The sequence below is a fragment of the Enterobacter sp. A8 genome (assembly GCF_004296595.1).
In the GTDB taxonomy this organism is placed as follows: domain Bacteria; phylum Pseudomonadota; class Gammaproteobacteria; order Enterobacterales; family Enterobacteriaceae; genus Enterobacter; species Enterobacter cloacae.
Window position 1 is genome coordinate 80,491 of sequence record NZ_SCMF01000004.1, and the last position, 19,337, is coordinate 99,827.

Sequence of the window (19,337 nt, forward strand, 5' to 3'; positions counted from 1 at the left end):
GGGAACTCTGCGGGGAGCAGGTCACAACAATCATTTTGTTTTCAAGGCGATGCGGTTATAAAATGCACAGAACGTTACCAAAAGGAGTTGGTATGAGCTTTAGCTTACCGGGATTTAACTTGTTTTACCTGTCCAGGGATAACCTTGAACCAGAGAAGTATGAGTTGATTACTCGCCCTTCTGTCACATGGGATTACATCAGACAGGAGTATGAATTCGATGACAGGTATCGTGATCATTTTCATGTCGAAGGGCTCAGGCCACGTCCATCCTGTTCGCGTAGCTACGCTTATCAGAACAATCATTCAAATGGATTCAACACAGAAAGGCGGCTGAGATACCTTGTCTTCAGAGGTGAAGTTGTGATGTTAAACCGTTACGGTTCCCCTGGAGAACTTTTCTATATTGATGAAGAAGGCTGGCTTATCTGCAGGAATTATCATGTGTTTGACATGAACGGGGCTGAACGGATCCTGAGAGAATACAGGAATTCTGTCGGATGCAAGTACTATTGTTCAGGAAAGCCCCGCCCAACTTCGTTTGCTTTATCTTTCTCAGGCGGAATATCAGCACCCGCTTCTGAGCCGACATACCAGACAATTAACAGCAAGGCCGCAGGACGTTTACTGGCGGCTGGAGGTGTTTACAATGGTAACATTGAGGGATTCAGGAAAACGGCTGAGCAGTTAGGTGGAGATGCTGTAAAGGGGTATGATCAAGTTCTGAATGAACAAACGGCTGGTACAGCTATTGCGGCGGCTTCAATTCTGTTAGCGAAACGACCTAATCCACAACTATATGAGGAAATGACAAATTATTTGGGGAAACTCAGAGGGGAACCAAGGATAGTTAATGGAATAACTATTACTGACATTAATTATATTAAAAGAAACTCAGCAGAAGCAGCATTATTAAGAAAAGAGTTCGATAGTACAGTAAGAAGAACGTTTATTAAAGAAATTGCTAATACTCCTGATGCGGTTAATATATTTTCATCGTCACAACTGCTCAGGATGAAGAATGGAAAGTCTCCAGAAGGATGGGATGTTCACCATAAATTTCCATTAGATGATAGTGGTACGAATTCTTTCAACAACTTAGTGTTAATCGAAAAGGAACCATATCATAAAATTTTTACAAACATGCAGAGATCAGCAGCTAAAAATTTAGTTCCCGGGGAAAGTAGAATAACGCCGTGGGCAATTCCTACTGGTTCAATTTACCCACATAAATAACTTCTTGGAATCAAAAGATGAAAATAGATAACATTCTTGCAGAGCTGAAAAGTGAAATGATTAAGTGGGAGTATCCAGTTCAAGACCCAATTGAGAAATCATTTCTTGCTAGCATTTTGAATAGAAAGCCTAATGCAAGTACGATATCTGTGTTAGAAAAATTAGCAGATGAACTTTGTATTTTATTTTCCAGTCAACCCGACTATATTACCTTCTTAGAGTATATGGATGGATTTGAATATGATGGTCTTACTCTATACAGTTTATCTACTCCTGAACCTTTAGTTAAAAACCTGTTTGTAATGAATGATTTTTATAGAGATAATAATGATTTTATAGATCCTGTTCTTGCAGAAAGACTAGTTATTGGTGAAGATAGCATATCATTATTCACCTATGATACTAATTCAAAGTTGTTTGAGATTAGGGACAACATTGCTACAGAAAATGTATTTGGTTCATTTAGTGATTTTAATGACTTTTTAGAAGAAATACTCGACACAGTCAAATAAATACTCCTCCAGTAAATAGCCCCCTATAGGTTTAATTTCATAGGAGGCTTTATGTTTCTAACACACTTTGCTCTATAATATATAATAGATGTGTTTTTAAGAGCATGTGTTTTTTAATTGTTAGTTATTTCATAAAACCAGTAAAGCAAATGCTTAAATTAACGACGAGTGTTATATCGCAATAGAGTTATATTTTTCGTTGGCTTATGCTCCATTTTTTATTTTTAAAAGGTGTATGTTTTAAATTGTAGGAGATTAACAAAAGAGATAGTGTGAAAATTGTAAACTGCTCACCGGTAGTTAGTGAAGTCTGGGATATTGAAACAAAAAAAATCACAACCCATAACAACAATAATATTAAATTAACTGTATCTTGTAATCGAGATATTGAATATGGTTTAGGACGGCGTGATATATGAGTTTTAAAAAGATGACCGCAAAAAAAAGGTTCAAGCATATCTAAATGGTATTCCCAATTTTCTTGCCAGTACTTCCCACTTTGGGACATGCCGCTACTAATCATTGAAACCAGATACCCTAATAAAGAAATAACTGAGGTTGCCATCAGATATTCTGTGCGTTTATCAAATGGGGCATCATAAAAGAGTTTTGCAAATATACCAAGTAGGACAAGTAAAGCACCATTTACAGGCCACATAAAGGTAGCTCTTTTCCAATATAATTCAATTTCAAACTTTCTTGTGTCAAGCGTTTGCTTATACGCCTCATTCAATATAGTTAATTGTTTCTCTGTCGGTGCACTTTGTTTATACACTTCAGTACCCAATATGGCTGCAAAATACTCGATGTTTTCTTGAAAATGTTTGTTTTCGCAAGGATATTTGTTTTCTTTTGCATTATGAACCATAGTTAACCCTCTCATCCCTTAGTAATCTATACAGAATAGCAATATAGTTATGACACGAAAACTAATGTTTGAATACCCAAAAATTTTGTAGGTTAAGGGTGAGAGTGCCCCTTAAGTAATAAAATCAATTATTAATAGCGGCCTTTGTGTTTATTTATTGTGCTATGTGTGGTTAAAATTACAGTCGCATCAATGTGATAACAACTGTATCTTCTAAATATATCTTCAAGCGGCCTCAAAGGGGGGCTTGTTGTTCGTTTTCATTAAAATCACCTGGCTTTAGTACAAGACTTAATCGAAGCCAGCCTGTCTATTATCTAAAAGATGTAAACCTGCCAGAGGTCACATTTTGCGGCGAAAAGAGGCCGGGCAGGCGGGGAACCGGCCCGGCGAGACGCGCTATTTTGCGGCCGATAACCCGACGTTGTTCACTGCACGACGGGCAGCATCGCCTCCCCACACCTGATCGTACTCATAGCCTGTGAGCTGTTTTATCACCACACGAGTATTGGCATCGCAGTCGCGGTAATCACCGCCCAGCTTACGGCGGGCAATCTCCTTGAGAAGCAGCTTATGCGTGTCGCGGGTGAGCTTGAATTTATAGGTAGTGAAGAAGCTCACCGCCAGCAGGGCTGCCGTCGCGAAGATCATCAGGCCTATAATCGCCCCCAGCGCGCTTTCAGGCTGTGCGCCGCCGCCCTTCACAAAGCCGGACTCCTGCAGGACCAGGCCAATAATCATGATGGCGATCGCCACGGTGCTTTTGCGGGTCAGGACCATCACCCCGGCAAAAATCCCTTCGCGGCGCTGCTGCGTCACCATCTCGTCAATATCAGGAATGAAGCTGTAGATATTCCACGGTATGTAATAGAGGCCTGCTCGGGTGGCGCCCAGCAGGATAAAGACCGCCGTGAACAGCAGCGTGGGCACCTGGGTTTTGGTCAGGTAGACCGTAAACAGGAACATCAGCACGAAGAATATCCCGCCGTAAGAGAGGCGCAAAGCGGCAGAAGGGGAGACATTCAGCCTGTTAAGCAACAGCATAAATCCATATGTGCCAGGTACCGAGGCGAAAGCCGCAATGCTCAGCCAGCCGGAGACGGCTGCCGCGTCCTGGCTCAGACAATACACGACATAATAGGTAAAGACCGAACCGAATACGTCCATCGCCGTAAATGAAAAGATATAAATAATAATATGCAGGCGGAACGCGCGAATACGGAAAGAGGAAAAGAGATCCAGCACCAGATATTTCAGGTGATTAATTAATCCGCTGCTGCGCTGTTTATCCACTTTAAACGTGGATGGCTGTTGCACATCTTTCGCTTCCCAGGTGGTATACCAGGTAATAAATACCGCAATACAGAATACGCAGGAGAATATCAGCCCGGTAAGAGTATAGGTAAACGGATTATCTTTCCCCGTGAACTGCATAATGACGCCGGGAACGGAAACCGCAAGAAAGCCGCCGAGCTGAGAGCAGATCATGCGCACGCCGGAGAGACGGCTGCGCTCTTCATACCGGTTAGTCATTTCAGCGGCCAGGGTTTCCCAGGGCACCAGCACCATCGCCGACAAGAGCTCAATAGAGAGGTAAGTGCCCAAGTAATACCAGTAACCCATGTCCGTAAGCCACAGCAGGGCATACAGAAACATTAAGGGCGAACTGAGTAATAAAAAGAAGCGGCGACGGCCAAATTTACGCCCGAGCCAGGTATCACCGAAATTATCCGTGATATAACCCATAATCGGGCTTAATAACGCATCAATGACGCAAGCAATAGCAAATATCGAACCCGCTTCGACAACAGAGAGCCCGCAATAGGTGGTGTAAAAAAATAAAAGCCAGGTGCCGATAATGGCGAAAGCGCCTCCGCCAAACAGATCGGTTATACCGTAGCCGAGCGCCACGCCATAACCCACTCTACGTTCAGTTGGTTTGACCATAATAATATCCAGTGTAGGGTAATGATTAACCCGATCTGTCGGGTCGTTTTTTATTTACTGCTGGAATACAAATTACGTTCTATTAATTGATTTCTATCCATTGCCTTAATTGAGATGAACGATAAATAGCCTCCACAAGGGTGAGTGATTTCCCGGCTTCACGGATATCGGTGTAATCCGTGTAACCGGGGTGGGTGATAGCCTGATAAAAACGACGGATCGCCTGCTGGTGGCCCAGCCCCCAGTAGCTTTTGACCGAACCGTCCGGGGAGTCGTCGCAGGTGAGCCTGACGCGCTCGCCCGGCGTCACGCGCCAGAGCGTGTTGTTGTTCAGCAGCAACGAGCCCTGCTCGCAGTGGATCTCCATCAGAAGCGGGGAATCGGTGGTATTGCAGTTGCTGGCGTAAAACAGGCCGCGCGCGCCGTTAGCAAAGTGCAGCGTGGCCATCGCGCTGTCTTCACCTTCCGTCACGTCCGCCAGTTCACCGCTATCCACCACGCCTTTCACACGCGTCACGCCGCCGGCGAACCACTGCATCAGGTCGAGGGTATGAATGGCCTGGTTGATCAGCAGGCTACCCCCTTCCGTAGCCAGTCGCCCACGCCACGGACTTTGGGTGTAGTACGCGCCCGAGCGTGCCCACGTCAGTACCGCTTTGATACTGAGCATTTTTCCCAGCTCGCCTTCGTCCAGCGTCTGGCGAATGCGCAGGCTGGTGGGGTTGAGCCGGTTCTGATAACACACGCCGAGCAGACCCGTAGCCTGGTCAGCGGCGCGGGTGATATCCACCAGTTCGCTGCTGTTCATGCCCACCGGTTTTTCGCAGAACACATGCTTTCCGGCGGCGAGGGCCGCCAGAATCATGCTTTTATGCTCAAAGTGCGGCGTGCAGATATGGACCACATCGATGGCATCATCCAGCAGCATCTCCCGGTAATCCTGATAGAAGCGGCACTGATAGCCCAGTGCCAGCTTCAGCCCTTTGACGCTGTCGATATCTGCCAGCGCACGCAGCGCAACGTTGGGGAGCTGGCGCAGCGCATTCACGTGGCAACCGTGAATCGCTCCGGCGCCGATCACCGCCGTGTTCAGGAGCTTCATTGTCGCCTCCCGTTATGCCGTTGCGTTGGCCAGCATCTGTGCCTTCACGCAGAGCTCCGCCGCCTTAAAGGCGTGAGCCTGGGTCATGGCATGTTCAGTACGATGCAAACAATCGAGGATCAGCTCGCCAAAGAACGGGAATCCGACCTGGCCGGCGACCGGATAACGGAACTCCCCCTCGTTATTGACGAGATACACCACGTCCTGTTCACCACGGGTGAGATCGACATATTTGCGGATCTCGATATAGCCTTCGGTGCCCAGCAGCGTCAGGCGGCCATCGCCCCAGGTCGAGAGCCCGTCAGGGGTAAACCAGTCGCAGCGGAAATAGCCGCTGGCGCCGTTTTCCCCTTTCAGCATGGCATCGCCAAAATCTTCGAAGGCGGGGTACTGGGGGTGTTTAACGTTCCGTACCTGGCTTGCCACCACGGAGGCGTCGCTGTTGCCGGTGTAAAACAGGAACTGCTCAATCTGATGGCTGCCGATATCGCACAGAATGCCGCCGAAATAGCGCCGATCGTAGAACCAGTCCGGGCGGCCGGTCCCTTCCCGGTGCGGGCCCGTCCCCAGCGTTTGTACGACGCGGCCAATGGCCCCTTGCTGCACCAGCTGTCCGGCAAAGACCGCGCTCTCAACATGCAGACGTTCGCTGTAATACACGGCGTATTTTCGGCCCGTCTTTTCCACCATGGCTTTGGCATCTGCCAGTTGTTCAAGGGTGGTAAGGGGGGCTTTATCGGTGAAGTAGTCTTTGCCTGCGGCCATCGCTTTTAACCCCAGCGCACAGCGCTCGGCGGGAATGGCGGCGCCAGCTACCAGACGCACCTCATCGTCGGCGAGTATGACATCCAGGGAGTCAGCAACCCTGGCCTGCGGATACTGCTGAATGAATTTATCCACTTTTGCCGGATCGGGGTCGTAGACCCATTTCAGCGTGGCGCCCGCTTCAATCAGGCCGTTACTCATGCCGTAGATATGGCCGTGGTCGAGCGCGGCAGCGGCAAAGACAAACTCTCCTTCCCTGACAACGGGCTGAGGTTTACCCACTGGCGCGTAGTTCATGCCGTCATTTTTGTTCATGGTGTTACTCCTTCATCCAGATCTTTGCCCAAGGGAATTGCACCGACTTCGCTGAAGTTGGCGACGCTTGCGGATTTTTCATAAAAACGGGGGGCGAGGGCGTTGGTCCCGCCGGTACGGTAAAACGGATCGTCGCGTTGAATCGGCAGCGAAACCACGCAGCGGGTGATGGCGGATTTATAAATCGCGGTTATCAGCTCCAGTGAGCGTTTGCCCTGCAGACCATCCACTAACGGCACCGTGCCGTGCTCGATGGCATACAGCAGGTCGTTAATCTGCCCGGTGTGCAGCGTCCATTCGAGCTTCGGCGTCTCGTGAAAAACGGCGTTAAGCTGCGCTTCCCGTTGCCGGTCCCGATCCTCCTGGGGGAAGCCGTTATCAGCGCTGACGCTGGCAAAGGCCTGCCACGGTGCGGAGATGCGCGCCTTTTCACCCTGGATAATGATTTTCTGATCTTCGCCGTGGTGCACGACCGAGGCGGTTAGCTGAGTGAGTGCGCCGCTGGGGTATTTAAATATTGCCGCGCTGAGATCTTCGACTTCAGCGTTGTCGTGCGCCACGTTGGTCATCATAGCCACCACTTCAGACGGGAAACCCAGCATCCACTGAATGGCGTCGATGTGGTGAACAGCGTGGTTAAGGGTGCAGCCGCCGCCCTCTTTTTCCCAGGTGCCGCGCCACCACAGGTCGTAGTAGCAGTGTCCGCGCCACCAGAACGAGTCCACCTGGGCATGGCACACCTTGCCAGCAAGGCCCGAATCCAGCGCCGCTTTTAAACGCCAGAAGGCATCGGTAAAGCGGTTTTGAGCGATGATGGCGAGCAATTTACCGCTGGCCTGTTGCGCGGCGATGATGGCGTCGCACTCCTCCAGCGAGGCGGCCATCGGTTTTTCGCACAGCACATGGCAACCCGCATTGAGGGCATTAATGCTTATCTCTGCATGAACGTAGGGCGGCGTGCAGACGTCGACGATATCGATATCTGGCTCTGACGCCAGCATCTGCTCGTGGCTTTCATACACGCGTGCGTCCGTCAGGTTGTAGCGTGCTTTTTTCTCGTGGGCTTTTTCCGGGTAGATATCGACCAGCGCGACGATCCGGCAGCGTTGGCCAAACTGCAAATAACCCTGAATATGGTTATGCGAGATATTTCCTGTTCCCACGATGGCGACATTTAACATCGTTTCTTCTCCTGAGTTACCAGGTGCCGGAGGCATCCAGCGTGACGCTGGCGGTCTCTTTAGCCACTGAGGTGCTGATACGCTGTTGAAGCAAGCGCAGATACTGTTTCTCGTTGAGCGGGAGGTCGACCCAGTCGTCGGTCCAGGTGGAGAGGTGCATGGCGTTGGAGAGCGTTAACCCGTGGATCCCTTCCAGCCCCGGGGCAATGAGCGGCTCGCCGCGCAGGATGGCGCCGCAGAAATTGGCGGTAATAACGTGGTGTTCGCTGCATTCCGGGCCGACGGGAAGCGTGACCTCCCAGCATTCCGGTTCACCAAAGCCGTTTTGCCAGCGGGCGTTGAAGGCGGTTTCAGATTCCCGCAGCCGCCAGTAGCGCAGTTTCCCTTCTTCGACGACCACCTTGCCGCGATCGCCGACGATCTCCAGCCGGTTGGTCCCCGGCGTTTCAGCCACGGTCGTGATAAATACGCCCGTCGCACCGTTGGCGTACTCGGCGTAGGCGGTGACCTCATCTTCCACTTCAATGTCGCGATGCTTACCAAACTGGCAAAACGCGCGCAGACGGATCGGCATACCAACCAGCCACTGCCAGAGATCGAGCTGATGTGGGTCCTGATTGAGCAGTACGCCACCGCCTTCTCCTTTCCAGGTGGCGCGCCAGCCGCCGGAGTTGTAGTAGCTCTGCGAGCGATACCAGTTGGTAATGATCCAGTTGGAGCGGCGGATCTCACCCAGCTCGCCGCTGTCGATCAGATCTTTCACCTTCTGGTAGAGCGGATTCGGGCGCTGGTTGTACATGATGCCGAACACCACATCGCAGGTCCGGGCACAGGCGTTCATTTCCTGCACCTGCGCCGTATATACGCCGGCCGGTTTTTCGCAGAGCGTGTGGATGCCGTGGCGCATTGCCAGCATTGACAAACGCGGATGCTCGTAGTGCGGCGTTGCGACAATCACCGCGTCGATAAGCCCGCTCTGAAGCATCTCCTGCGCATCGCTGAAAAGGGGGAGGGAGCCGACCAGCTGGCGAATGGCCGGATGCTTTTCCGGTGCATTATCACAAACCGCCGCCAGGCATGCGTTACTGACCGTACCCGCCAGTAAATAACGCGCGTGGACCGTACCGATATTACCTATTCCGATAATGCCAAAACGTACCTTCTCCATGTCACACCTTAATTTCAGTTGAAATGAGGGATGACCGGAAAATAGGAAAGGGGAGCCGCAGCGACAATGTGTTTTTGTGAGAATACTCGCAAGCTGTTTAAGTAATCTCCAGGGTCTCTGAAATTTGGTTTTAAAATCAAAGCGCTGTTTCTGCAAATATTTGCAAAAACTGATTGAGAGCGAGGTCACACTATGCCGGGCAGATTAAAAATGGAGGAGATTGCGACCCTGACGGGGTATTCCGTCAGCACGGTTTCGCGGGTATTAAGCGGCAAGTCTTATGCCAGCGATAAAGCCCGTGACGCGATCGTTCGCACCGCGCGCGAATTAGGTGTTCTGGAGGCAATGGCAAGCGGAAGGCTGTTAATTAACGGTATCGCTGTCTTTGCCCCGGAAAGAACCTTTCAGGGGCGTGGAGACATTTTTTATCTGGAAGTGACCAAAGGCATTGCTGAAGCGTGCGCCCCGCATAACGTGTGGGTCAGTTGCTGCGGATTAGAAGAGCAGCACGCCGACGTGAAATTGTTTATGGAAAAGGCCAGCCATAAGAATATCAACGCAATAATAATTATTGGGACTGATGATTCCACCATCTTTAAACTGGCGAGCACGCTGAATAAGCCCTGCGTATTGATTAACTCCGTTGATCGTGATCGGGTGCTGGACGCCGTATCACCCGATCACCGGGCGATTGGTTTCACCGCCATGCAGTACCTTTTTGAGCAGGGGCACCGCCGTGTGCTCACGCTCACCTGCCTGCGGCGTGAGACGCTGTATGCGCGTCTGGACGGCATTAAAGAGGCGTACCGCCATTTTCACGTGGCCTTTGATCCCCAGCGTGATTTGCTGGTGACGGAGTGGTTTACGGCAGAGGAGGCCGAGCGGGCGCTGGATGCATGGCTGTTAAGTCATGACAGATCGCAGTGGCCAGAGGTGATTTTCCCGAACAGTACCAGCATGACGGAGGGAGTGATCAGGGCGTTAACGCGCCACGGGCTGCGCATTCCGGAAGACATTTCGCTCATTACGACCGATTTTGCATGGAATTTAGCGCACCGTCTGGAAAAACCGATCACAGGCGTCACGGTGCCCTGCCGTGAGCTGGGGATTGAGGCCGTACACCTGCTGCAAACGCGGCTCAACCGACCTCAGGCGCCGGTCTATAACCTGCTGTTGCAGGGCAAAGTCATGGATTACGGCTCAGTCAGTAATGCCACGCGCCACGCGGCTCGCGTGGCGCTGGATCAGTAATCAGGCAAGCTGAGGCGGCAGGCACACGCCGATGCCACCAATTCCGCAGTAGCCGTACGGATTTTTGTGCAGATACTGCTGGTGGTCGTCCTCGGCATAGTAGAACGGTTTCGCGGTGGTGATTTCCGTTGTCACCTCGCGCGTATCACCTGCGTCGCGCATGGCCTGCTGGAAACGCTCCTTACTGGCGAGTGCGGCGGCTTCCTGCTCAGGCGTGAGCGGATAAATCGCCGAACGATACTGGGTGCCATGGTCATTACCCTGACGCATACCCTGCGCCGGGTCGTGGTTTTCCCAGAACACCTGCAGCAGCTGTTCATAGCTGATGACGGACGGGTCGTATACCACGCGTACGGCTTCAGCATGGCCGGTCTCGCCGGAGCAGACTTCGCGGTAGGTGGGGTTTGGCGTATATCCGCCCGTGTAGCCCGCCGCGGTGCTGTAGACGCCAGGCAACTGCCAGTAGAGGCGTTCCACGCCCCAGAAGCAGCCCATGGCAAACAGGGCGATTTCCATGCCTTCAGGTACGTTGGTCATGGAATGGCCATTCACGGCGTGTAAGGTTGCGACTGGCATAGGGGTGTTGCGTCCCGGTAATGCATCTGCTTGTGAAACCAGATGCTTTTTGTCGAATAAACTCACGATGGGGCCTCCCGGGGTGCGATGTTTCGGTTAAGGTTGTCACGAAGCGTTTAATTGAACACAATAAATGCGCTGAATGAGTCTAGATTTAATCATAAGAAATATTTGGGTGTTACACCCTTTTTCAACCCGAGAATTGGGTTTTTTGGCTAACAGGCCGTATTTTGCCGCGGAGCGGCACTTCATTTGCTTCCAGGGTGGAAACAGGGATATTCAGGAGAGAACGTGACAAAAATCCGCCAGTTATGTTTGGTCAGTGTCTTGCTGACAAGCGGGGTTGCCAGCGCGGCGAATGTCCGTTTGCAGGTTGAGGGGTTATCCGGGGCGCTGGAAAAAAACGTGCGTGCACAGCTGTCGACGATTGAAAGTGACGAAGTGACGCCGGACCGGCGTTTTCGTGCACGCGTGGATGACGCGATACGCGAAGGGCTAAAAGCCCTGGGATATTACGAACCCACCATCGATTTCGATCTCCGCCCACCGCCAAAAAAGGGGCGGCAGGTGCTTATTGCCCGCGTCTCGCCGGGTGAGCCGGTGCTGATAGGCGGCACCAATGTGGTGTTACGCGGCGGCGCGCGTACCGATCGCGATTATCTGGATCTGCTCAGTACGCGGCCTAAAATCGGTACCGTACTGAATCACGGTGATTACGACAGTTTCAAAAAATCGCTGACGAGCGTCTCCTTACGAAAGGGCTACTTCGACAGCCAGTTCAATAAAAGCCAGCTGGGCATTGCGCTGGGCAGACGCCAGGCTTTCTGGGATATCGACTATGACAGCGGCGAACGCTACCGCTTTGGCGACGTGACGTTCGAAGGCTCGCAAATTCGTGAAGAGTACCTGCAAAACCTCGTGCCGTTCAAAAAGGGTGACTACTACCATTCACGCGATCTGGCCGAGCTGAACCGCCGCCTGTCGGCAACCGGGTGGTTTAATTCGGTGGTCGTTGCGCCGGAGTTTGAAAAGGCCCGCAAAACCAAGGTATTACCGCTGCACGGTGTGGTGTCGCCACGCACCGAAAACACCATTGAGACCGGGGCTGGCTATTCAACGGACGTGGGGCCGCGCGTGAGGGCGACCTGGAAAAAGCCGTGGATGAACTCGTACGGCCATAGCCTGACCACCAGTGCCAGTATCTCAGCCCCGGAGCAACAGCTCGACTTCAGCTACAAAATTCCGCTGCTGAAGAACCCGCTTGAGCAGTATTACCTGGTCCAGGGGGGCTTTAAGCGTACCGATCTGAACGATACCGAGTCGGATTCCACCACGCTTGCCGTATCCCGATTCTGGGATCTCTCCAGCGGCTGGCAGCGCGCCATTAACCTGCGCTGGAGTCTTGACCACTTTACCCAGGCCAACGTCACCAACACCACCATGCTGCTCTATCCGGGGGTGATGATCAGCCGTACCCGCTCACGCGGCGGCCTGATGCCGACCTGGGGCGATTCCCAGCGTTACTCTATCGATTACTCCAACACCATGTGGGGTTCCGATGTGGATTTCTCGGTGATTCAGGCGCAAAACGTCTGGATCCGCACGCTGTATGACAAACACCGCTTTGTGATGCGCGGGAACCTCGGCTGGATTGAAACCGGCGACTTCGACAAAGTCCCGCCCGACCTGCGCTTCTTCGCCGGGGGCGACCGCAGTATCCGCGGCTACAAATACAAATCCATCGCGCCTAAAGATGATGACGGCAAGCTGATCGGGGCCTCCAAGCTGGCGACCGGCTCGCTGGAGTACCAGTACAACGTCAGCGGAAAATGGTGGGGCGCCATGTTTGTGGACGGCGGCGAAGCGGTGAGCGATATCCGCCGCAGTGATTTCAAAACCGGCGCGGGCGTGGGCGTGCGCTGGCAGTCGCCCGTCGGGCCCATCAAGCTCGACTTCGCTGTGCCGGTGGGTGACAAAGAAGAACACGGTTTACAGTTTTACATCGGTCTGGGGCCTGAATTATGAGTTTATGGAAGAAGATAAGCCTCGGAGTACTGATTTTTATCGTGCTGCTGCTCGGTACGGTGGCGTTTCTGGTGGGCACGACAACCGGCCTGCATCTGCTGTTTAACGCGGCGAACCGCTGGGTACCCGGGCTGGAAATCGGCCAGGTGACGGGCGGCTGGCGCGATCTACGTCTGAAGAATATTCGCTACGAGCAGCCTGGCGTTGCGGTCAACGCGGGCGAGTTTCACCTTGCCGTCAGGCTGGGTTGCCTGCGGGACAGTAAGCTCTGCGTCAACGACCTGTCGCTAAAAGATGTGAACGTGGCGATTGATTCGGAGAAAATGCCGAAATCAGCGCCGGTTGAAGAAGAGGACAGCGGCCCGCTGAATCTCTCGACGCCGTACCCGATTGCGTTTTATCGGGTGGCGCTGGACAACGTCAATGTCAAAATCGATGACACCACCGTATCGGTGATGGATTTCACCTCCGGCCTGCGCTGGCAGGAGAAAAACCTCACCCTGACGCCAACCACCCTGCAGGGATTGCTGATCGTGCTGCCGAAGGTGGCGGACGTGGCGCAAGAGGAGATCGTCGAGCCGAAGATCCAGAACCCACAGCCGGAAGAGAAACCGCTGGGTGAAACGCTGAAAGATCTGTTCTCGAAGCCCGTCCTGCCGGAGATGACGGACGTGCACCTGCCGCTGAACCTGAATATCGAAGCGTTCAAGGGCGAGCAGTTGCGTCTGACTGGCGACACCGATCTCACGGTCTATAACATGTTGCTGAAGGTCAGCAGCATCGACGGCAACATGAAGCTCGACGCGCTGGATATCGACACCAACCAGGGCTCTGTCAATGCTTCGGGTCATGCCCTGCTGCGTGACAACTGGCCGGTGGATATTACCCTGAACAGCGCGCTCAATATCGACCCGCTGAAAGGCGAAAAAGTGAAGGTTAAGGTGGGCGGCGCACTACGCGACAAGCTGGATGTCGGGGTGAATCTCTCCGGCCCGGTGGACATGGTTCTGCGCGCGCAAACCCAGCTGGCGGAAGCCGGACTGCCACTTAACCTTGAGGTGGTCAGCAAGCAGCTGTACTGGCCGTTCACCGGCGAAAAACAGTTCCAGGCCGATGACCTGAAGCTGAAGCTGAGCGGCAAGATGACCGATTACACGCTGTCGTTCCGTACCGCCGTGAAGGGCCAGGACGTGCCACCCGCCACGATCACGCTGGATGCAAAAGGGAATGAACAGCAGGTTAATCTCGACAAACTGACCGTTGCGGCGCTGGAAGGCAAAACCGAGCTGACCGCGCTGCTCGACTGGCAGCAGGCGATCAGCTGGCGCGGTGAGCTGAAGCTCTCGGGGATTAACACGGCGAAAGAGGTGCCGGACTGGCCGTCAAAACTGGACGGTCTTATCAAAACCCGCGGCAGCCTGTACGGCGGCACGTGGCAGATGGATGTCCCGGAAATCAAGCTCACCGGTAACGTGAAGCAGAACAAGGTTAACGTAGAAGGTTCGCTCAAAGGCAACAGCTACCTGCAGTGGGTGATCCCGGGTCTGCACGTGGCGCTGGGCCGCAACACGGCGGATATCAAAGGCGAGCTGGGGGTGAAAGATCTGAACCTCGACGCCACTATCGATGCGCCGAATCTGGATAACGCCCTTCCGGGGCTTGGCGGCACGGCGAAGGGGCTGCTTAAGGTGCGCGGCACGGTGGATGCACCGCAGTTGCTGGCGGATATCACGGCCAGTAACCTGCGCTGGCAGGAGCTGTCCATCGCCCGTGTGCGCGTTGACGGGGATGTGAAATCCACCGATCAGATCGGCGGTAACCTGAACCTGCGCGTGGAGCGCATTTCTCAGCCGGACGTGAACATTAATCTGGTGACCCTGGACGCCAAAGGCAACGAGAAGCAGCACGATCTCCAGCTGCGCGTGCAGGGCGAGCCGGTTTCCGGGCAGCTTCACCTGACGGGGAGCTTCGACCGCAAGGCGGAGCGCTGGAAAGGGACGCTCGACAACACCCGTTTCAACACCCCGGTAGGGCCACTGGTGCTGTCACGCGCTATTGCCCTGGACTACCGCAATGCCGAACAAAAGATCAGCATTGGCCCACACTGCTGGACCAACCCGAATGCGGAGCTGTGCGTGCCGCAGACCATCGACGCGGGAGCGGAAGGGCGCGCGCAGATCACCCTCAATCGTTTTGATCTGGCGATGTTAAAACCGTTCATGCCGGATACCACTCAGGCGAGCGGCGTCTTTAGCGGGAAGGCTGATGTGGCCTGGGACACCACCAAAGAGGGGCTGCCACAGGGCAGCGTGACGCTTTCTGGCCGCAACGTGAAGGTGACACAGGATGTCAACAACGCGCCGCTGCCGGTGGCGTTTGATACCCTGAACCTGAGCGCCGATCTGCACAACAACCGGGCCGAGCTGGGGTGGCTTATCCGCCTGACCAATAATGGCCAGTTCGACGGTAAGGTGCAGATTACCGACCCACAAGGGCGACGTAATCTGGGCGGGAACGTCTCTATTCGCAACTTCAACCTGGCGATGGTTAACCCGATTTTCTCGCGCGGTGAAAAAGCGGCGGGGATGCTCAACGCGAACCTGCGGCTGGCGGGCAACGCGCAAAGCCCGCAGCTGTTCGGCCAGATGCAGCTAAACGGTGTGGATATCGACGGCAACTTTATGCCGTTCGATATGCAGCCAAGCCAGATTACGATGAACTTCAACGGGATGAGCTCAACGCTGAACGGTTCGGTGTTGACCCAGCAGGGGCAAATCAACCTCAGCGGTGACGCCGACTGGAGCCAGCTTGATAACTGGCGCGCCCGTATCGCCGCGAAAGGCAGCAAGGTGAGGATCACCGTACCGCCGATGGTACGCCTGGATGTCTCGCCGGATATCGTCTTTGAAGCAACGCCGAGCCTCTTTACCCTCGACGGGAACGTGGACGTGCCGTGGGCGCGCATCGTGGTTCACGAGGTGCCGGAAAGCGCGGTGGGCGTCTCCAGTGATGAAGTGATGCTCGACGATAACCTCAAGCCGATTAATCAGCAAAGCGCGGGCATTCCGATCAACAGCAATCTTACCGTGCATGTGGGGAATAACGTTCGTCTGAACGCGTTTGGGCTGAAGGCACGCCTGACGGGTGACCTGAAAGTGGCGCAGGACAGACAGGGGCTTGGCCTGAACGGGCAGATCAACATTCCTGAAGGGCGCTTCCATGCTTATGGTCAGGATTTGATAGTGCGTAAAGGTGAACTGCTGTTCTCCGGTCCGCCGGATCAGCCGCTGCTCAACATTGAAGCGATTCGTAACCCGGAAGCGACAGAAAACGACGTGATTGCGGGCGTGCGCGTCACCGGTTCGGCCGATGAACCGAAGGCGGAGATCTTCTCCGACCCTGCGATGTCCCAGCAGGAAGCACTCTCTTACCTGCTGCGTGGTCAGGGCCTGGATAGCGGCCAAAGCGACAGTGCAGCGATGACCTCAATGTTAGTGGGTCTGGGGGTTGCACAAAGTGGTCAGGTTGTGGGTAAAATCGGTGAGACGTTCGGCGTAAGCAATCTGGCGCTGGACACCCAGGGCGTGGGTGACTCCTCGCAGGTGGTGGTCAGCGGCTATGTATTGCCGGGTCTGCAGGTAAAATATGGCGTGGGGATCTTTGACTCGCTGGCAACTCTCACGTTACGCTATCGCCTGATGCCTAAGCTATATCTGGAAGCAGTGTCCGGCGTAGACCAGGCACTTGATCTGCTCTATCAGTTTGAGTTTTAGCAATGCGAATATTTGTCTACGGCAGTTTACGAACCAAGCAAGGCAACAGTCACTGGATGACCAATGCCCTGTTGCTTGGGAATTACAATATCGAAAACTACCAGTTGTACAGCCTGGGCCACTATCCAGGCGCGGTTCCCGGCGAAGGAACAGTACACGGTGAAGTTTATCGTATTGATAACGCGACACTTGCCGAACTTGATGCCTTGCGCACCAGGGGCGGTGAATACGCGCGCCAGTTGATCCAGACGCCGTACGGAAGTGCGTGGATGTACGTCTACCAGCGTCCGGTCGAAGGGTTAACGCGGATTGTAAGCGGTAACTGGTTAGACAGAGACCAGTACTGAAAAAACAACGCCACCGTGAGGTGGCGTTGTTTTTTGTGCCTTCAACTCTCTTCTGTATCCCGGCGACGGGTTAAAAACAGAGGAACAAACAGCATGATGTACGGGGCAATAAGCCATAACAGGCACAAAGCGCGTGAACGGCCATAGTAGTTTATGCACCGCGTATTGCTTGAAATGACGGGCAGGATAAACAGTAAAAACAGCAGAATCGCATAATCACTTCGATAAGGGATCCATAAGTACCCCAAAAACCAGGCAAGCTGGAATGCCAGGATGCAGAGATACTGCCATTTACTGTCTTTGCCGTAACAGTCAAACGCCTTTATGTAGCCCATCTTTATGCTTTGAAGAAAGAAACTTAGCATGCATAACGCTCACGATCGCGACGGTCAGGAGTATTCTGGTTTTTCAATGGCAAAAAAAAGCCCCGACCAGCGGGGCTTTATCGATGTGCGGTAAGAATTACTTCTTAGCAGCGCGTTCGAAAGAGGCGATGATTTCTGCTTTCGCCGCTTCTGCGTTGTCCCAGCCGTCAACTTTAACCCACTTGCCTTTTTCGAGGTCTTTGTAGTGCTCGAAGAAGTGAGTGATCTGCGCTTTCAGCAGTTCTGGCAGGTCGTTCACATCTTTGATGTGATCGTACTCTTTGCTCAGCTTGGTGTGCGGTACCGCAACCAGTTTCGCATCTTCGCCGGATTCGTCGGTCATTTTCAGCACGCCAACTGGGCGGCAGCGAATGACTGCGCCTGGCTGCAGTGGGTATGGCGTTGGAACCAGCACGTCAACCGGGTCACCGTCCAGAGACAGGGTGTGGTTGATGTAACCGTAGTTGCATGGATAGAACATCGCGGTAGACATGAAACGGTCTACAAACAGCGCACCGCTCTCTTTGTCCACTTCGTATTTGATAGGATCTGCGTTAGCCGGGATTTCGATAACAACGTAGATGTCTTCTGGCAGTTCTTTACCCGCAGGGACGTTGAGTAAGCTCATGTCTGTGTCCTTTAAAATGGATGGTAAACAAGTGGCAGGTATTATAGCCAACTGGCGCTGAATGTCTCCGCCTGTTTTCGTCTTCTCAACGCGTTCGTCTCACTTTTCAGACCGATTCCATGGCAGAAAAATCCATAAACTCAGCCGCATTTTTCATGGAGAAATGAAAGCGATTACAAACTTGTGATTAACGTTTTATTCACTTTTCTGAAGTGTGATGTAACGCAATTCGTTACATATTTCATTGGCTATAGTCATTTCGCAGAACATCTTTTAACCAACAATAACTCACCCTACGAGGACGTTCATATGTGGAAGCGCTTACTTCTTGTCACAGCAGTTTCGGCAGCCATGTCGTCTATGGCGATGGCCGCACCTTTAACCGTAGGATTTTCGCAGGTCGGCTCTGAATCAGGCTGGCGTGCGGCAGAAACCAACGTTGCGAAAAGCGAGGCCCAGAAACGCGGCATCACGCTGAAGATCGCCGATGGTCAGCAAAAACAGGAAAACCAGATTAAAGCCGTGCGTTCGTTTATTGCGCAGGGTGTGGATGCCATCTTTATTGCGCCCGTTGTGGCGACCGGCTGGGAGCCAGTCCTGAAGGAAGCGAAAGATGCTGAGATCCCGGTCTTCCTGCTCGATCGTTCCATCGATGTAAAAGACAAATCTCTCTATATGACCACCGTGACCGCCAACAACGTTCTTGAAGGGCAATTAATTGGTGACTGGCTGGTGAAACAGGTGGATGGCAAGCCGTGTAACGTCGTTGAGCTGCAGGGTACGGTCGGCGCGAGCGTGGCCATCGACCGTAAGAAGGGGTTTGCTGAGGCCATCGCCAAAGCGCCAAACATTAAAATTATCCGTTCTCAGTCCGGCGACTTTACCCGCAGTAAAGGTAAAGAGGTCATGGAGAGCTTTATCAAAGCTGAAAACAACGGCAAGAACATCTGCATGGTTTACGCCCACAACGATGACATGGTGATCGGGGCGATTCAGGCCATTAAAGAAGCGGGCCTGAAACCGGGCAAAGATATTCTCACCGGCTCTATCGACGGCGTGCCGGACATCTACAAAGCGATGATCGACGGCGAAGCCAACGCCAGCGTGGAGCTCACGCCAAACATGGCCGGTCCGGCATTCGATGCGCTGGAGAAATTCAAGAAGGACGGCACGATGCCTGAGAAGGTGACGGTCACCAAATCTACCCTCTACCTGCCGGATACCGCGAAAGAAGAGTTAGAGAAGAAGAAAAATATGGGCTACTAAGCTCAGCCCCCTC

15 protein-coding genes are annotated in these 19,337 nt (G+C 53.1%); 7 read left to right on the forward strand and 8 right to left on the reverse strand.

Going from position 1 to position 19,337, the window contains the following annotated elements:
* Positions 1–92 precede the first annotated feature (92 nt).
* Positions 93–1,235 carry an HNH endonuclease gene (locus tag EQV24_RS16070; protein WP_130626809.1) on the forward strand — a complete coding sequence of 381 codons (1,143 nt, stop codon included), beginning with the start codon at positions 93–95 and terminating at the stop codon, positions 1,233–1,235.
* 17 nt (positions 1,236–1,252) lie between these two features.
* Positions 1,253–1,747: a YrhA family protein gene (locus EQV24_RS16075; protein ID WP_130626810.1), complete on the forward strand. Its 495-nt coding sequence runs from the start codon at positions 1,253–1,255 to the stop codon at positions 1,745–1,747.
* A gap of 187 nt (positions 1,748–1,934) precedes the next feature.
* Here EQV24_RS16075 and EQV24_RS16080 read toward each other — a convergent pair whose 3' ends face one another.
* From EQV24_RS16080 to EQV24_RS16105, 6 genes are all read right to left on the reverse strand, one after another.
* Positions 1,935–2,615 carry a hypothetical protein gene (locus tag EQV24_RS16080; RefSeq protein ID WP_095453847.1) on the reverse strand — a complete coding sequence of 227 codons (681 nt, stop codon included), beginning with the start codon at positions 2,613–2,615 and terminating at the stop codon, positions 1,935–1,937.
* Between the two features lie 399 nt (positions 2,616–3,014).
* On the reverse strand, positions 3,015–4,562 hold the full coding sequence (locus EQV24_RS16085; RefSeq protein WP_130626811.1) for an MFS transporter: 1,548 nt from the start codon (positions 4,560–4,562) through the stop codon (positions 3,015–3,017).
* Positions 4,563–4,644: 82 nt separating this feature from the next.
* Positions 4,645–5,664 (reverse strand): Gfo/Idh/MocA family oxidoreductase, encoded by a 1,020-nt coding sequence (locus tag EQV24_RS16090; RefSeq protein WP_130626812.1) that lies wholly within the window; start codon positions 5,662–5,664, stop codon positions 4,645–4,647.
* A gap of 12 nt (positions 5,665–5,676) precedes the next feature.
* Entirely contained in the window at positions 5,677–6,744 is a 1,068-nt protein-coding gene (locus tag EQV24_RS16095) for a Gfo/Idh/MocA family oxidoreductase (protein ID WP_045292417.1), read from the reverse strand.
* A complete protein-coding gene (locus tag EQV24_RS16100) occupies positions 6,741–7,925 on the reverse strand; it encodes a Gfo/Idh/MocA family oxidoreductase (protein WP_130626813.1) in 1,185 nt (394 codons plus the stop codon). Before EQV24_RS16100 ends, EQV24_RS16095 begins: the two co-directional genes overlap by 4 nt.
* Positions 7,926–7,941: 16 nt before the next feature.
* A complete protein-coding gene (locus tag EQV24_RS16105; protein WP_130626814.1) occupies positions 7,942–9,093 on the reverse strand; it encodes a Gfo/Idh/MocA family oxidoreductase in 1,152 nt (383 codons plus the stop codon).
* Positions 9,094–9,285: 192 nt separating this feature from the next.
* Between EQV24_RS16105 and EQV24_RS16110 the strand changes: the two genes are divergently transcribed.
* Positions 9,286–10,344 carry a LacI family DNA-binding transcriptional regulator gene (locus tag EQV24_RS16110; protein WP_029882373.1) on the forward strand — a complete coding sequence of 353 codons (1,059 nt, stop codon included), beginning with the start codon at positions 9,286–9,288 and terminating at the stop codon, positions 10,342–10,344.
* On the opposite strand, the gene msrA is transcribed toward EQV24_RS16110, so the two are convergent.
* Complete coding sequence (msrA, locus tag EQV24_RS16115) at positions 10,345–10,986, reverse strand: peptide-methionine (S)-S-oxide reductase MsrA (RefSeq protein WP_014830428.1); 642 nt, start codon at positions 10,984–10,986, stop codon at positions 10,345–10,347.
* A gap of 225 nt (positions 10,987–11,211) precedes the next feature.
* On the opposite strand from msrA, the gene tamA reads away from it, so the two are divergent.
* The 3 genes from tamA to EQV24_RS16130 are packed head-to-tail and all read left to right on the forward strand — an operon-like array spanning position 11,212 to position 17,065.
* Positions 11,212–12,945 (forward strand): autotransporter assembly complex protein TamA, encoded by a 1,734-nt coding sequence (gene tamA / locus EQV24_RS16120; RefSeq protein ID WP_013095333.1) that lies wholly within the window; start codon positions 11,212–11,214, stop codon positions 12,943–12,945.
* Entirely contained in the window at positions 12,942–16,718 is a 3,777-nt protein-coding gene (tamB, locus tag EQV24_RS16125) for an autotransporter assembly complex protein TamB (protein ID WP_130626815.1), read from the forward strand. The genes tamA and tamB overlap by 4 nt, the downstream gene beginning before the upstream one ends.
* Positions 16,719–16,720: 2 nt before the next feature.
* A complete protein-coding gene (locus tag EQV24_RS16130) occupies positions 16,721–17,065 on the forward strand; it encodes a gamma-glutamylcyclotransferase (protein ID WP_028027890.1) in 345 nt (114 codons plus the stop codon).
* A 462-nt stretch (positions 17,066–17,527) separates the two neighbouring features.
* On the opposite strand, the gene ppa is transcribed toward EQV24_RS16130, so the two are convergent.
* The gene (ppa, locus tag EQV24_RS16140; protein ID WP_008501423.1) at positions 17,528–18,058 is read right to left on the reverse strand and encodes an inorganic diphosphatase; all 531 of its coding nucleotides are present in this window, start codon (positions 18,056–18,058) and stop codon (positions 17,528–17,530) included.
* A 309-nt stretch (positions 18,059–18,367) separates the two neighbouring features.
* Here ppa and ytfQ point away from each other — a divergent pair, with 309 nt between their 5' ends.
* Positions 18,368–19,324, forward strand: a complete 957-nt coding sequence (gene ytfQ / locus EQV24_RS16145) for a galactofuranose ABC transporter substrate-binding protein YtfQ (protein ID WP_014882271.1) — start codon at positions 18,368–18,370, stop codon at positions 19,322–19,324.
* Positions 19,325–19,337: the final 13 nt, after the last annotated feature.

Coding starts and splice junctions, on each gene's coding strand:
- EQV24_RS16090 (WP_130626812.1), bottom strand. CDS start 5,664: ATGAAGCTCCTGAACACGGCGGTGATCGGCGCCGGAGCGATTCACGGT.
- EQV24_RS16070 (WP_130626809.1), top strand. CDS start 93: ATGAGCTTTAGCTTACCGGGATTTAACTTGTTTTACCTGTCCAGGGAT.
- EQV24_RS16085 (WP_130626811.1), bottom strand. CDS start 4,562: ATGGTCAAACCAACTGAACGTAGAGTGGGTTATGGCGTGGCGCTCGGC.
- EQV24_RS16105 (WP_130626814.1), bottom strand. CDS start 9,093: ATGGAGAAGGTACGTTTTGGCATTATCGGAATAGGTAATATCGGTACG.
- ppa (WP_008501423.1), bottom strand. CDS start 18,058: ATGAGCTTACTCAACGTCCCTGCGGGTAAAGAACTGCCAGAAGACATC.
- ytfQ (WP_014882271.1), top strand. CDS start 18,368: ATGTGGAAGCGCTTACTTCTTGTCACAGCAGTTTCGGCAGCCATGTCG.
- EQV24_RS16130 (WP_028027890.1), top strand. CDS start 16,721: ATGCGAATATTTGTCTACGGCAGTTTACGAACCAAGCAAGGCAACAGT.
- EQV24_RS16075 (WP_130626810.1), top strand. CDS start 1,253: ATGAAAATAGATAACATTCTTGCAGAGCTGAAAAGTGAAATGATTAAG.
- EQV24_RS16100 (WP_130626813.1), bottom strand. CDS start 7,925: ATGTTAAATGTCGCCATCGTGGGAACAGGAAATATCTCGCATAACCAT.
- tamB (WP_130626815.1), top strand. CDS start 12,942: ATGAGTTTATGGAAGAAGATAAGCCTCGGAGTACTGATTTTTATCGTG.
- EQV24_RS16080 (WP_095453847.1), bottom strand. CDS start 2,615: ATGGTTCATAATGCAAAAGAAAACAAATATCCTTGCGAAAACAAACAT.
- EQV24_RS16095 (WP_045292417.1), bottom strand. CDS start 6,744: ATGAACAAAAATGACGGCATGAACTACGCGCCAGTGGGTAAACCTCAG.
- EQV24_RS16110 (WP_029882373.1), top strand. CDS start 9,286: ATGCCGGGCAGATTAAAAATGGAGGAGATTGCGACCCTGACGGGGTAT.